Here is a 14,690-nt window from a genome sequence, read left to right on the forward strand (position 1 = left end):
GACTTCGCAATGTTTAATTCTTACAACCAAGTTGTAAGTTCCTTACACATCATCGATTATCAATCTTGTTCAGTTTTCAAAGATCTACCTTTTAATATCAACCGTTGTCTCAATTGACAACTATTTAATATTACCAAATTATCAACACGGTGTCAATAACTTTTTTTATTTATTTTGTTGATGAATGTTTTCACATCAACGTTTGTCGCTTATCGACAACAATAAATATTATGCCATCTTGTTAACGTAAAGTCAACAGTTTTTTACTGATTTTTTAACGTTTTAACGAGGCTTTTGACCGCCTCATCAACAGTAATATTTATATTATCAAAATATCGACACCGCGTCAACATTAATTTCAAAATAAAAAGGACGACTTTTAAAGTCGTCCTTTTTATTTTGAAATTATTTTAATTCAGGTGCGTCTGTCTTGTATAAGTTCAATGTATCTTTCTTCTTTAACTTATTCAATAGATCGGTCTTCTTCTTTTTATCCATTTCCTTAAGAAGCTTCATTCCATCAGCATACTTGTAACTGTATGACTTCTTATCTACCTTCTTGAAGCCCTTAGGGTTGTAGAAACGTAGTAAGTCACCTAGCACCACCTTATCCGACAGAGATAATTCAGTTGTCACGTGGTTTTGCATTTTCTTGATTTCAGCAGCTTGCTTCTTGTTTGGTGTAATTTGTTTACCTGTCTTAGTTAGGTATACACTTCCACCTACTACTGTATATTCAGGAGATACAAAATCTCCATTTCTGAATGCAACAACTTGGTTTCTATTCTTAGATAGCAAGTCATTACCAAATTGGATAGTATTATCGTCCTTTACACCCAATAGATGTAATAGTGTTGGTAATACGTCAATTTCTCCACCGTAAGTGTGGTCAATTCCACCTTTTAGTCCGTCCATGTGAATCATGAATGGAACCTTTTGGAATTGTGCTAAGTCGAAGCTGTTAATAGACTTCTTGTGTAGTAATTGAGCAATAGCTGGTCTATGGTTGTTTGAAATACCATAGTGGTCACCGTATAGCACAATCATACTGTTCTTCATTAGACCTGTCTTAGTTAGATAATTCATGAATTCACCAAAGGCTTGGTCTAGGTAGTGAGCAGTTTGTACGTATGGATCAACAGTGTTGTCACCAGTCTTAGTTGCTGGGAATGATACATTTTGTTTATCCAATTCATATGGATAATGGTTAGTTAATGTAATTAGTTTTGCATAGAATGGTTGTGGTAATTGTTGGATGTATTGTGCAGCATCCTTAAAGAAGATCTTATCCTTCAAACCGTAACCAACGCTGTATGATGGTTTTTCAGTGTAGTAGTTTGAATCAAAGAAGTATTGGTATCCCCATGACTTGTATGCATTATCTCTATTCCAGAAACTAGGCACATCCCCATGGAATGCAGCAGTACTGTAACCCTTTTGAGCTAAGATAGCTGGAGCAGCTTGGTATGTGTTTTGAGTACCATAAGTAACCATTGCTGATCCTTCTGGTAAACCGAATAGTGAGTTTTCTAGCATCATTTCAGCATCAGAGGTCTTACCTTGAGCTACTTGGTGGTAGAAGTTATCAAATGATAATGTATTTTGGTTATGGTAGAACTTGTTTAGGTTTGGAGTTACTTCCTTACCATCAACTTTGTAATCAATTAAGAATTGTTGGAAACTTTCCAAATGAATGATAAAGACATTCTTACCCTTAGCCTTACCGTAGTATTCGATATTAGACTTACTACGGTTGTGCTTTAGATATGTAAGGACACTATTTAAATCAGATGGTTTAGCTTCAGCTCTAGTTTGACTTTCCTTGTGAGTTTGATATGCATTAAATGCTGCATATTCATTTAAACCAAGGTACTTAACAATGTAGTTGTTATCAAAAGTTCTTGTTAATAGACCTGATCTGTCTGCATTAGATACACCAAATTCAGCAAACATCAATACTAAAGATAAGATGGTGATTGCAAAGGCGTTTCTCTTCTTAAATGGAGCATGATCCACCTTAATTACTCTGAATAATAGTAATAAAATCAATACAATGATATCGATAAATACGAAGAAATCTAATGGATGTAAGATTTCAGCTAAACTCTTACCAAGGTTGTTTTGAACAGTACCTGAACCCTTGATGATTCCAAATGATAGGAAGTCAGAGAATTCACGGTAGTATAAAACATTGGCAAAAATCCAAATTGATTCGATTAAATCAATAATAATCATTAGCCAGTAAGCAAGCTTACCTCTAAAGTACAAAGCAATCCCAAAGATTAGTAATGCAGCTGGAAGTGGGTTAACAGCCAATAGGAATTGTTGAATGCCCCCCTTTGCACCTAAGGTAAAATCAATACGGTATGAAATATATGTTTTCAACCAGAATAAGGCCACAATTAATACAAAAAAGCCAAATTTTGTATCAAAGAACTTTCTGGTGTTCTTAATATGACTAGACATTTCTATGCCTCCAAAATAAAAAATATAAAGTGTTAGTAAATTTACTTATCAATCTTATTGGGACGAATAAAGAATGCTATCGCCCCTAAAATCATTCCTAAGTAATAAGTTATCAAGCGCCAAGCAATTAACGCGAGAATTAACTTTGTGTTATTGATGATAAAACTCTTGAACAAAGTTTCAAAACTGTACTCTGCTCCCCCAGCTCCTCCTGGAATTGGGAATAATGAGATTATCATAAAGATTAATACGTGTAAGCTAACAATCATGATGATGTTAACTTGATCAAATCCTAATGCCAAAATGATGAAATATGGAATTAGGTAGTAGAAAGCTAGCTGGAAGAAAGTAATAACAATAATCTTTAACATTAGCTTCCATTGTTTAGCAATTCTGATGCTTTCCATATGGAATGTATCGATTTTGTTGTCTAAAATCTCTTTAAATGAAAGGTACTTTTCATCCTTCATAAAGATTTTAAATGGTTTTACCAAATTATCAACCAGTTTCTTAGTAAATGTATACCAATACATGATTAATAACAAGGCGACAATTACAAATAGGTGAACGAAGAAGCCAAACAATACCAGCCAAGCTAGATAGTGTAGCTTTTCTTCCACGTATTGAAAACCGACAATAAGACTCAAAATGAAATTAATTACTATCATGGTTTGAAAGACAACAAACTTCATCAACAGCGTTGAACTAGCCTTACCAGCATCCACACCCGTTTGAACCATTACATATAGTTGTCCTGGTTGTCCACCTGATGAGAATGGTGTGATTCCGTTGAATAGTTGTTCTACCAATGGGACTCTAATCGCATCCCACCAAGTAAAGTGATCAACTTGAGTATCAACGATTGTCTTAGTAACCACCGCTTCTAGTCCTAAGTATAGCAACATGCATAGGAAGGCAACGGCAATCCACCACCAATTAATAGTAAAAAAATCTGCAATCAATACATCCATATTGATATCTCTTATGAAATACCAAAAAATCAGTATCCCGATTAGAAACATCATAAAGAAAGTTATTACATTTCTCTTCGACATTACTATCCCTCTTTTATCTGACCTTTATAGAATTTATGCCAAATTGAAGCTAGATGATCTTCTGAATAGTAATCAGATGCAGCTAGTGCTTTATCAGACAATTCTTTTAGTTCATCTCTATTATCAATTAAGCGATGTAAACTATCATTCATTTCTTCAAAAGTAGTAAATGGTTCATAGTAACCACTGATGATTTCTTTATATAAATCTAAACTTCTAAGCATAACTGGAGTTCCGCAAGAGAATGCTTCCAGCACTGACATTGGGAACAATTCGTTAAATGATGGTAGTAAGAATAAATCAGCAACGTTGTAGTATTGAACTAATTTATCACGGTCCACAATTCCTGGGAATTTAAGGTTTGCGGGTGGATTGTCTACCAAGAGTTTTAAGTTCTTGTATCCATCAGTAATTTTACCAAATGAAAAACCACCTGCCCAAATAAATTCGACATTTGGGTTTTCTTCAGCTAGTTTGGCAAAATCAAGGATTCCCTTTCTGGTTTGCACCTGACCAGTTCCCACAACGACGAACTTGTCTTTATCGATGCCAAGTTCATTGCGAGCGGCCAACTTTTCGTCTTCGGTGTAAGGATAGAATTCCTTCTTGCTAACGAAGTTTGGAATGTAAGTAATTTTATCACGATTAATCCCATACGCTTCCAACTTAGGTATAAAAGTTGGATTAACTACTACAATATGTTCCATTCGTTTGTAGAACGCAATTACATACTTATAAAAAATCCATTTGATTGGCTTGGGTAAACTCAAGCTTCCTTCTAATGTTTCTGGTAGAAAGTGCACATACCCAATTCTTCTTCCACGTTTCTTTTGGAAAGTAGAGAGGTAATATCTTAGATTAATTGTATGGTAGTGAGTAATATCAGATTTATTTGGATCATTGATTTCAATGTCAAATTCATCTGAAAAACGCTTTTCCATTAATTTAATTAATTCTAGATAGGCACTGCCAACTCCTTGTCCCTTTACCTTGTCGGCAGTTGAAAACATATCTATTTTTATCATAAATCCTCCTAGTCGCTTATCCCATTATCATCGCTAAATTCTTTGTTGAAATCTAATTGAGCACTCTTATAAAAGTCTACAATTCGATTGGCAAAGTTTTCAGATGATATTTCATGTAACTTAGTTTGTCTAAGTTCTTCCTTTGATTGATCTGGTTTAGCTTTAGTTTGATTCAAGTATTCCAATACGCTTGAAACATAGCCATCTTTATTTGAGAAGGTCATCCCTAATGCCTTATCACTTAATAGGTCCTCAGTATATGGACTTGATGCAACCACAACCTTAACTCCGGCAGCCATTGCTTCAATATAAGTTAAACCTTGTGATTCAGAATTAGATGTCGATACAAACAAGTCGGCATCTCGGTAATATTTATATACCTCATCGTTATTAATTTCACCAACAAATTTAACGTTTGCATTTAATTTCATGTCATCGACTTGTTTTCTCAAATCTTCTCCGGCTGGTCCATCCCCCACAATCACTAATTGGGTTAATGGTTTGTCAGCCAAGATTGTTGGCATGCAATTAATTAATTCTTTGATGTTTTTTTCGTAAGCCAAACGACTCACTGATAATAACACAGGAGCGTCCTTATCTACCCCTAAATATTTACGTAAATCAAAATCAGATTGAGTCGCAAATTTATTGATATTAATTCCGGTTGGGATAATCCTAATTGGGCTCTTTACCCCGTATCTAACTAACGTGTCTAATACTTTTTTACTTGGCGCCACTACCCCTGACATGTTGTGACAAAACGCTAAGGTTGCATCTTTAACATGTACCGGTCTTAATAGCTTTCCCTTAGCTACGTAGTGCAAGTAGTCTTCATACATTGTGTGATAAGTATGTACACATGGGATTCTTAAGAACTTCGCCACGAACTTACCAATGATTCCCATTGAGAACTCAGTCTGTGTATGAATAATGTCCAAGTTAAGTTTCTTAGCAATTTGATAAGCTTGGATCATTCCCCTTACCGCGATTCTGCGGTCAGTAAAAGAAATAAAGGGGATACTGGAAAATCTAAAAATATTCTTTTCGTATGTGGCCTTATCAACGTGAGGATCAGTCGTGGTAAAGATATACACCTGATGACCATCTTTTTCCAATTGATCTTTTAATGTCTTAATGGATGTGGCAACCCCACTGACCTGTGGAAAATAAGTATCCGTAAAAATTCCAATATTCATAGTAGCACCTCCTTTTCTTTTATTATTAATTATTTGTAATTATATTGTTTTGCTGTTTGCATTGCAAACTCATGTGAATGCCATAATTTCCTATTTTAATAAAAAAAAACGAGCCAGAACAATTCTATCGAAGTAGTTGTTTCCATATTCGTTCAATAATGACAATGAACTATTATGACAACCAAACATAAAATATTTCTGACTCATTATTTTAATAGACGTACCATATATAACTTGTAATTAATCAGTTAATCCTTCATCTTTGAATGACTTTGCAATTGCTTCAATTGCGTCTTTTTCATCAGGACCATCAGCAATAACAGTTACTTCGGCGTTTTGACCAACACCTAATGACATAACACCCATGATTGACTTTAAGTCAACAGTGTTACCAAGGTATTCTAGTTTTAATTCTGATTTGAATTTAGTAGCAGTTTGAACTAAAAGTGTTGCAGGACGAGCATGGATTCCAGTTTCAGAAACAACTTTAAATTGACGTTTTTCCATTTTGAAAATCTCCTTTTATTCTTATACTAATTTTAGAATATCAATTAATGTGATAAAACTCAACATTTTTAACTATTGGTACCACTATCAGATAGGTAAGTATACGTAATTACACCGTTCTGATCTGCCTTCCCTATCACGCGTTTTCTGGTATCAAAGTTCATGTATGCAACTTGAAACTCAGTGAACTCGTCGGGTTTGACTACCAATTCTTTGATTTTGTTGTCTTTTAGGTCATTTAATAATTCAGTATAATTCTTATCTGCGATAATTATATTCCCTCTTTCAATATATATTATATACGATTGATACTAATTAAAACATATCATAATTAAAAAATATGAAAAAAATAGACATTATTTTAATCTAATCAAATTACTTGCACTAAATTTACGATGAGTTATAATAATTCTACAAATGGTCAGTAAAGGTCAAAATAACCTTTAACCATTTAGTTGTTTTCAGAAAGGAGCAGTCGTATGAAATGTGAAAACTGCCATATAAATGAGGCAACCATTCATTTACTCGTCAATTTTAATGGCGAAAAGAGACATATTGATATTTGTCAGGACTGTTACCACAAATTGAGTCAACAATCCGAACAATATCGTAATAACGGAGGTGTTGATATGATGAATGATCCATTTGGTTTCAGTAGCTTAGATGACCTATTTAACGCGATGAATCAAAGCAATCAAAATTCTATCCACCGTCCTGAGAACAATCAGCAAAAAAATAACAATAACAACAATTCCAACTCTGTGTTAGCAAAGTATGGATATGATTTAACCGACTTAGCAAAAAAGAACAAGATTGATCCCGTTATTGGTCGTGATAAGGAAATTGATCGTGTGATTGAAATCCTAAACAGAAGAACCAAGAACAACCCTGTTCTAATCGGTGAAGCCGGTGTTGGTAAGACTGCTGTCGTCGAAGGACTAGCACTAAAGATTGCTCATCACGAAGTTCCAGATAAATTAAAGAACAAACGTGTCATTAGATTAGATGTTGTATCCATTGTTCAAGGAACATCCATGCGTGGTCAATTCGAACAAAGAATGCAAGAACTAATCAAGGAAGTTCAATCCAACAAGAACATCATTTTATTCATTGATGAAATTCATGAAATTATGGGTGCCGGTAATGCCGATGGTGCCATGGATGCAGGAAACGTTTTAAAGCCTGCTTTAGCTCGTGGTAGCTTCCAACTAATTGGTGCTACTACCTTAAACGAATACCGTGGTATCGAAAAAGATTCAGCACTGGCTCGTCGTTTCCAAACCGTCCAAGTTGATGAACCTTCATTGAAACAAGCACTTCATATCTTAAACGGTATCAAGGGTCGTTATGAAAAGTATCACCACGTCAAATACAGTGGTGATGCCATCAAGGCTGCCGTTTACCTATCAAACCGTTACATCCAAGATCGTTTCTTGCCAGATAAGGCTATCGACTTAATCGATGAAGCTGGTTCTAAACTTAATATCAAATCAGACGTTAAGTCACCTGATGATTTAAAGGAAGAACTAAGCAAGTGCGAAAGTGAAAAGAAGGATGCCCTACAAAAGGAAGACTATGAAAAGGCCGCCTTCTATCGTGATAAGATTGAAGAACTTAACTACAAGCTAAATGACTTTGACGAATCCGATAATACCTACCCTACTGTATCTACGAAGGATATCGAAGGAATTATCGAATCAATCACTAAGATTCCTGTTGGTCAATTGCGAGAACAAGAACAGGATAATCTAAAGGACTTAGACAAGAAGCTAGCTGGTAGCGTAATCGGACAAAACCAAGCAATCGAGAAGGTTGCACGTGCTATCAAACGTAATCGAATTGGTTTCAACGGAACTGGTCGTCCAATCGGATCATTCCTATTTGTAGGAACTACCGGAATTGGTAAGACTGAACTTGCAAAGCAATTAGCTAAGCAACTATTTGGTTCCAAAGAAGCAATGATTAGATTCGACATGTCTGAATACCGTGAACCACATTCCATTTCTAAACTAATCGGTTCACCTCCTGGCTACGTTGGTTACGATGAAGCCGGTCAATTAACCGAAAAGGTAAGAAGAAATCCTTATAGCTTAATTCTTTTCGATGAAATTGAAAAGGCTCACCCTGACGTTCTCCACGCCTTCCTACAAATCCTAGATGATGGTCGTTTGACCGACTCTAAGGGAAGAACTGTATCATTCAAGGATACTGTCATCATCATGACAAGTAACGCAGGTACCGGTGCTTATACAGCTAGTGTTGGTTTTGGTGCCGAAGCTAACAACAAGACTCATTCAGTATTGAATAAGTTAGGTGATTACTTCAAACCAGAATTCCTAAACAGATTCGATGACATCGTCGAATTTAACCAACTAAGCAAGGATGACTTGAAGAAGATTGTCAGCTTAATGCTAGACAATGTTAACAAGATGCTTGAAAACCGTGGTATCACCATCGATGTTTCTGATGCTGCCAAGGATAAACTAGTCGAAAAAGGCTACAACCCAGAAATGGGTGCGCGTCCACTTCGCCGTGTAATCCAAGAAGAAGTTGAGGATAAGGTCGCTGACTACTATCTAAACAACCCAAGCAGCAAGCATCTAAGCGTTGAGGTCAACGACGAAAACAAAGTATTCGTTAACGCTAAATAATTGAATAGATATAAAAACAGCTAAGACTTATTCTTAGCTGTTTTTTTAACTTTTTTTGTACTATCATATGTTAATATGGTTATTAGAGAGGAGGAAAAGGTATGTTTCATTTTATTCATGACATCATTCGTTTGTTTAGACCCAAACGTCAACCAGATGAATCACAAGAAAATGACTTCACAGATTTCACAACGCAAACCGTTGATGAACCTGTAGAAGCAACAGCCGATAATATTGAAGAAACCCCTTCTCCTTCTCCTAAACCAAGGGCAAAGATGACTATCTACTATGTAGATGAAGACGGTCACTATCTTCACGAGTTCAACGTAATTCATGGATTCGTCGGTGATCCAGTCAGTTTCATCATCCCCGATTTTGATCACTACGTTTTATTCAAAATAATGGGTGTTTCCACCTACATGCAAAAAGAAGATAATGAAGTCACACTTCAATATAATCGATTGAATGGAAAACCAGTTAATATTTTCTTCATTAACTATGATACATATTCCATGATTCGTCTTCCTCAAATGGCAATCGGTAAATATAACAATGAATTTCAAATTAACATCCCAGAACTATCTGGTTTTAAACTAGTCAACTATTCCGGTGATTCAAACGGTATCTTCGATGACTACATGAAGCATTTAATCATCTACTACCGTCGAAACGATTGGCACAGCGTCCAAAAGGACACGTTCTACATTCGTTTAAGAGAATACACCAGAGTCTACAACGACACTAACGGTGATGTGCTTCACGTCTTATTACCAAAGAAAAGTATTTGGAAGGTATTCTATCAAGTCACTACTGACGACGCTCTGTGGTTAAATATCGGACCAAACCAATGGATTGTCGATAGAAACTTCTTTAGAATGCAATATCCATTCGCTAAAGAACTAACCAATACGGATTCTTGGAAGATTGAACAAGTACACTACCCTGCAACCGTTGAAAACGATAATCATCAGAGTGTGGTCGTATACAACTTCCCTTACGGTAGCTGTATTGGATTCCTCCACAATGGTAACTCCTTCATCGTCACCCAGGAGATTGTTGATCAAAACAATGTCCAATGGGTCGAAATTAATAACCTGCACTACATCGTTTCAGATGACGTAAAAAAAGAGCTTAGATAACATCTAAGCTCTTTTTATTTTATAGTTTTGAAGTAAGTTCTACATCTGGATACTTTTCCTTGAACCAACGTTCAGCAAATGAGTTTTCGAATAAGAACAATGGATCGCCATGACCGTCTTTTACCAAGATGTTTCTAGATGAAGACATCTTTTCGTCTAATTGGTCTGGGTTAATCCAACGAGCAGTCTTGCTACCCATTGGTTCCATTACAACTTCAGAGTTGTATTCGTTTTGCATTCTGAATTGGAAAACTTCGAATTGAAGTTGACCAACGGCACCTAGGATGTAGTCACCGGTAGTGTATGATGTGTAAAGTTGAACCGCACCTTCTTGAACTAGTTGTTGGATTCCCTTGTGGAATGATTTTTGTTTCATAACATTCTTAGCGGAAACCTTCATGAATAGTTCAGGTGTAAATTGAGGTAGCTTGGTGAACTTAACATCACGTTTATCAGAGTAAATGGTATCACCGATTTGGAAGTTACCAGTATCGTATAAACCAATGATGTCACCGGCTACGGCGTTTTCAACGTTTTCACGAGTGTTAGCCATGAACTCAGTCACGTTAGATAGACGTAGTTTCTTTTGGTTTCTTTGTAAAGTAACATCCATCCCACGTTCAAACATTCCAGAACATACACGCACGAATGCGATACGGTCTCTATGCTTAGGGTTCATGTTAGCTTGAATCTTAAAGATGAAACCAGTGAATTGTTCATCTTCAGGTTTGACTTCAACGTCGTTTTCAGTTTCGTGTTCACCTGGTTTTGGTGCAAAGTTTAGATATGCATCTAAGAAAGTCTTTACCCCAAAGTTAACCAAGGCTGAACCAAAAAATACGGGAGTTTGTTCACCATTCTTAATCTTTTCTTCGTCAAATGGATTACCCGCTTCAGTGATTAGATCCATGCTTTCTTTAGCATCTTGGTAAACACTGTCGTCAGCTAACTTGTTGTCTTCTAACAAGTTACCGTCTTCATCCAATGGTAAGTATGGATTATTTTCATCTTCTGGACGGTAAAGTTCGACACGTTTGTTGTATCGATCGTATAGTCCTCTTAGAATTTTTCCTGAACCGATTGGCCAGTTCATTGGGTATCCTTCGATTCCCAAGACATCTTCTAGTTGACTGATTAATTCCATTGGGTCTCGACTATCACGATCAAGTTTGTTCATGAAAGTAAAGATTGGAATTCCACGCATTTTACAAATTTGGAATAATTTTTTAGTTTGTGGTTCAATCCCCTTGGCAGCATCAATAACCATGACTGCAGAGTCAACGGCCATCAAAGTACGGTAAGTATCTTCTGAGAAATCTTGGTGCCCAGGGGTATCCAAGATGTTGATACGCTTACCAGCGTAATCAAATTGCATTACTGAACTAGTAACAGAAATTCCACGTTTCTTTTCAATTTCCATCCAGTCAGACTTTGCAAAGTTACCTGACTTCTTAGCCTTAACAGTACCGGCTTCACGAACAATTCCACCAAACAATAGTAATTGTTCAGTAATTGTAGTTTTACCAGCATCCGGGTGAGAGATGATGGCAAAAGTACGACGCTTATCAACGCTTTGCTCTATTTTTTTATTACCCATTATTCGAATCCTTCCGTTTTATAATATATAAATACAATTGTAACATATTAAAACAATCTTCCATATGTGAATTAAAAAACATCCCCGATTAAATCGAGGATGTCTTTTTTATTTCTTCCAATCGCCTTCGTCAGTAAGACCTAAGTCCTTCTTGATTTTAGAAGTTGAAATACCTTCAGTTCTTGGTAGGTAAACGACTTTACAGTAGTCCTTTAAGAAGTCGAACTTGCCTTCCCAGTCATCTCCCATAACAAATATGTCGATGTTATTATCAACAACGTCTTTAATCTTTTGGTCCCAGTTGTTTTCTGGAATCACGTGATCAACGTAACGAATAGCTTCTAAAACATACTTTCTGTCTTCGTATGAAGTGTAAGCCTTCTTACCCTTTTCAGCGTTAAATTCGTCGGTAGAAACACAAACTGTTAAGTCGTCACCTAATTCCTTGGCACGTTTTAATAAACGAACATGACCCTTGTGTAATAGGTCAAATGTTCCATAAGTAATTACTTTTGTCATATTATCTCCTGCTTTGTCTCTCTTTGTTTTTGCTAACTCACTTGTGTGATTGTTCAATCATCCAAATACTGTAGATGTATTGCACGACCACTTTCACAACGGCATATAGTGGAATTGCTAGAATCATTCCCATTAAACCAGCAATATTTCCGGCAGCCATTAAGATTATTATAATGGTTAGTGGATGAATATTCAAAGACTTTCCGATTACATTTGGATAAACCAAGTTACCGTCTAGTTGTTGAACAATGACTACCACGATTACCACCCATACTAATTCGCTGACACTGGTAGAAAGTGCTACAAATACTGATGGCATGATTCCAATGTATGGACCAACGTATGGAATGATATTACAGATTCCGGCAAACACCCCTAGCAGTAGTGCATACTTTTGGCCGATTAGAACGTATCCGATGGATGTGAATACACCAACGAATAAACATTCAATCATCTGACCACCGATGTAGTGAGAAATGGTATCACTCATCTTTCCCAATAGCTTGATAGTTCTACGACGACTTCTTGGTGGCAACATCTTAGCGATATTTGGAATCATCTTGTGACCATCTTTTAGCATATAGAACAATACCACTGGGACGGTAATCATCACAATCACAGCTGAAGCAGCGGTTGAAATGATTGATCCGACACTAGAAGTAATCCCACCTAAACTGTGTTGGAAGTAGTTGTAAACGTAACTTTGTAGTGAAGAAATGTATTCTGATGAATAGAATTTCTTAAAGATACCCTTTTGACTGTGCACTTCCACATAGTGATTAATATCATCGGCAATCTTTGGTAGGTTAGTAACCAAGTTGGTTACCTGAGTTACCAAACGTGGTAGAAATGATGAGAATAGATATACGATTATTCCAATTAGAAATATGTATACAATCAAGATTGCCCAGTTACGGGAAATTCTTTTGGTTTTACTAATCTTAATTTTCATTATTAGGTTAACCACTGGGTTTAGCATGTAGAACAATACCCCAGCAATTAGGATTGGCATGAATACTGCTGAGATAAACATCCCAATTGGGCTGAAAATAAACTCAAGTTTTGTACATATCCAGATAATGCTTACGACCAGTAGCAATTCCACTGTCCATAGGATTATCGAGGAATTTTTAATTTTATTAAACATATTCGAAACCTCCAATAATCATTATACCATTTTATTCATCCATATTTTTATCATCTATGAATGAATTGATATCATCCATATCAAAACCTTTGCGGTAAAGTGCTTGCTTGGTCTTCATGACTCTTTGCATCCCATCATACTTACGATTACGATGCCAAATCTTGTCACCCTGTTGTCTCAATAAATCCATTTGGTCTTCTTCATCGACTTCAAAGTCCATGTCCTCCATGACGCTTAAAACTACGTCAGTTGGATACCCCTTCTTCATCAGCGCTAGTTTGGTCTTATCCAAACGGTTCTTGTACGCATCACGCTTATGTTTTTTAAAAATTTTATCGGCTTGAATTTGGCAGTTTTCAATCATTTCTTCGTGTGAGTAGAAGTTATTCAAGGCATTTTCAATCAAGTTTTCGTTGATTTGTTTTTCCTTTAGCTTATAAAAGACGTTTGATGGTCCCTTATCCTGCTTCTTTACTTCCGTTCGCACGTAACTGTCAGCGTAGCTTTGATCATTAACTAGTTTTAATTCAACCAACTTCTGCATGACTACAGCAATGTGTTGTTCGTTTTCACTATAGGTTTGAAGTTTCTTTACGACTTCGTTTTCAGTTCTTAATTGGTGGGATAAGAAGTTAATCGCCTTACTGTAAAGTTTGGAAATGTCATCAGCATTGACGAGCTCTTCTTTTAGCTCGTCGTCGATTTCCATTCCCTTAAAGATACGATATTTAATCATTACATTTTCACTGATTGGAAACGCGTATACCCCGTCTACGTAAACATTAAAACGCTCTTTTCTCTTTTGGGCTTCAATCATGGTGATTTTAGATGCCATTACTCTCACTCCTTTATTTAACATCCCATTTTACATTTGGTATAATTAGTTATCAGATTGCGAAAGGACGTATATTACTTTGAAAGCACATGTAGTTTTTGCAACCATCACAGGTAACAACGAAGACGTCGCTGATATCGTTACTGAAGGCCTAGAAGATTTAGGCGCTGAAGTTACCCAAACCGAAATTTCACAAACAGATGCTCAAGATTTTGAAGATGCAGATATCTGTGTCGTTTGTGCATACACCTACAACGAAGGTCACCTTCCAGAAGAAGGTTTAGACTTCTTCGACGACCTAGGTGACTTAGATCTTTCAAACAAGGTCTTTGGTGTTGCCGGTTCTGGTGATATCTTCTATGAAGAATTCTTCAATACTTCAGTTGATGACTTCATCAACCAATTCAAGAAGACTAACGCTACTCAAGGTTTTGAAGGTGTTAAAATCAACTTGGAACCAGATGAAGATGACATTGAAAAACTTGACGAATTTGCCTCAAGCTTAGTTGATACTTACAAAAAAATAAATGGTTAAAAAGAAAATCGTTGATGT

General features: G+C 36.2%; 12 protein-coding genes. 3 read left to right on the top strand and 9 right to left on the bottom strand.

The genetic code is table 11. The features are described from left to right. Positions 1 to 405: 405 nt before the first annotated feature. From RZ79_RS04690 to RZ79_RS04710, 5 genes are all read right to left on the bottom strand, one after another. Entirely contained in the window at positions 406 to 2,466 is a 2,061-nt protein-coding gene (locus RZ79_RS04690; protein WP_054450267.1) for an LTA synthase family protein, read from the bottom strand. Between the two features lie 41 nt (positions 2,467 to 2,507). Next, positions 2,508 to 3,521, bottom strand: a complete 1,014-nt coding sequence (locus RZ79_RS04695; RefSeq protein WP_054450269.1) for a lysylphosphatidylglycerol synthase transmembrane domain-containing protein — start codon at positions 3,519 to 3,521, stop codon at positions 2,508 to 2,510. Positions 3,522 to 3,523: 2 nt separating this feature from the next. Beyond that, the gene (locus RZ79_RS04700) at positions 3,524 to 4,546 is read right to left on the bottom strand and encodes a glycosyltransferase family 4 protein (protein ID WP_054450271.1); all 1,023 of its coding nucleotides are present in this window, start codon (positions 4,544 to 4,546) and stop codon (positions 3,524 to 3,526) included. An 8-nt stretch (positions 4,547 to 4,554) separates the two neighbouring features. Further along, the gene (locus tag RZ79_RS04705) at positions 4,555 to 5,742 is read right to left on the bottom strand and encodes a glycosyltransferase family 4 protein (protein WP_053795658.1); all 1,188 of its coding nucleotides are present in this window, start codon (positions 5,740 to 5,742) and stop codon (positions 4,555 to 4,557) included. Positions 5,743 to 5,982: 240 nt separating this feature from the next. Beyond that, positions 5,983 to 6,249: a phosphocarrier protein HPr gene (locus RZ79_RS04710; protein ID WP_034531608.1), complete on the bottom strand. Its 267-nt coding sequence runs from the start codon at positions 6,247 to 6,249 to the stop codon at positions 5,983 to 5,985. A gap of 479 nt (positions 6,250 to 6,728) precedes the next feature. Here RZ79_RS04710 and RZ79_RS04715 point away from each other — a divergent pair, with 479 nt between their 5' ends. Both RZ79_RS04715 and RZ79_RS04720 read left to right on the top strand, forming a co-directional pair. Next, positions 6,729 to 8,900, top strand: a complete 2,172-nt coding sequence (locus RZ79_RS04715) for an ATP-dependent Clp protease ATP-binding subunit (protein ID WP_054450274.1) — start codon at positions 6,729 to 6,731, stop codon at positions 8,898 to 8,900. 101 nt (positions 8,901 to 9,001) lie between these two features. Beyond that, a complete protein-coding gene (locus RZ79_RS04720) occupies positions 9,002 to 10,039 on the top strand; it encodes a MucBP domain-containing protein (RefSeq protein WP_054450275.1) in 1,038 nt (345 codons plus the stop codon). A gap of 19 nt (positions 10,040 to 10,058) precedes the next feature. Here RZ79_RS04720 and RZ79_RS04725 read toward each other — a convergent pair whose 3' ends face one another. From RZ79_RS04725 to recX, 4 genes are all read right to left on the bottom strand, one after another. Beyond that, positions 10,059 to 11,636 (bottom strand): peptide chain release factor 3, encoded by a 1,578-nt coding sequence (locus RZ79_RS04725; RefSeq protein ID WP_054450276.1) that lies wholly within the window; start codon positions 11,634 to 11,636, stop codon positions 10,059 to 10,061. A 108-nt stretch (positions 11,637 to 11,744) separates the two neighbouring features. Then, the gene (gene tagD, locus RZ79_RS04730; RefSeq protein ID WP_053795662.1) at positions 11,745 to 12,155 is read right to left on the bottom strand and encodes a glycerol-3-phosphate cytidylyltransferase; all 411 of its coding nucleotides are present in this window, start codon (positions 12,153 to 12,155) and stop codon (positions 11,745 to 11,747) included. Positions 12,156 to 12,192: 37 nt separating this feature from the next. Then, a complete protein-coding gene (locus tag RZ79_RS04735) occupies positions 12,193 to 13,302 on the bottom strand; it encodes an AI-2E family transporter (RefSeq protein ID WP_054450279.1) in 1,110 nt (369 codons plus the stop codon). 31 nt (positions 13,303 to 13,333) lie between these two features. After that, positions 13,334 to 14,137 (bottom strand): recombination regulator RecX, encoded by an 804-nt coding sequence (recX, locus tag RZ79_RS04740; RefSeq protein WP_054450280.1) that lies wholly within the window; start codon positions 14,135 to 14,137, stop codon positions 13,334 to 13,336. Between the two features lie 79 nt (positions 14,138 to 14,216). Here recX and RZ79_RS04745 point away from each other — a divergent pair, with 79 nt between their 5' ends. Further along, positions 14,217 to 14,672, top strand: a complete 456-nt coding sequence (locus RZ79_RS04745; protein ID WP_176589797.1) for a flavodoxin — start codon at positions 14,217 to 14,219, stop codon at positions 14,670 to 14,672. Positions 14,673 to 14,690 lie beyond the last annotated feature (18 nt).

The sequence above is a fragment of the Apilactobacillus kunkeei DSM 12361 = ATCC 700308 genome (assembly GCF_001281265.1).
GTDB classification, from domain to species: domain Bacteria; phylum Bacillota; class Bacilli; order Lactobacillales; family Lactobacillaceae; genus Apilactobacillus; species Apilactobacillus kunkeei.

Bases quoted from the DNA above. Each gene is read 5' to 3' on its own strand.
- RZ79_RS04690 (WP_054450267.1), bottom strand. From the start codon at position 2,466: ATGTCTAGTCATATTAAGAACACCAGAAAGTTCTTTGATACAAAATTT.
- RZ79_RS04695 (WP_054450269.1), bottom strand. From the start codon at position 3,521: ATGTCGAAGAGAAATGTAATAACTTTCTTTATGATGTTTCTAATCGGG.
- RZ79_RS04700 (WP_054450271.1), bottom strand. From the start codon at position 4,546: ATGATAAAAATAGATATGTTTTCAACTGCCGACAAGGTAAAGGGACAA.
- RZ79_RS04705 (WP_053795658.1), bottom strand. From the start codon at position 5,742: ATGAATATTGGAATTTTTACGGATACTTATTTTCCACAGGTCAGTGGG.
- RZ79_RS04710 (WP_034531608.1), bottom strand. From the start codon at position 6,249: ATGGAAAAACGTCAATTTAAAGTTGTTTCTGAAACTGGAATCCATGCT.
- RZ79_RS04715 (WP_054450274.1), top strand. From the start codon at position 6,729: ATGAAATGTGAAAACTGCCATATAAATGAGGCAACCATTCATTTACTC.
- RZ79_RS04720 (WP_054450275.1), top strand. From the start codon at position 9,002: ATGTTTCATTTTATTCATGACATCATTCGTTTGTTTAGACCCAAACGT.
- RZ79_RS04725 (WP_054450276.1), bottom strand. From the start codon at position 11,636: ATGGGTAATAAAAAAATAGAGCAAAGCGTTGATAAGCGTCGTACTTTT.
- tagD (WP_053795662.1), bottom strand. From the start codon at position 12,155: ATGACAAAAGTAATTACTTATGGAACATTTGACCTATTACACAAGGGT.
- RZ79_RS04735 (WP_054450279.1), bottom strand. From the start codon at position 13,302: ATGTTTAATAAAATTAAAAATTCCTCGATAATCCTATGGACAGTGGAA.
- recX (WP_054450280.1), bottom strand. From the start codon at position 14,137: ATGGCATCTAAAATCACCATGATTGAAGCCCAAAAGAGAAAAGAGCGT.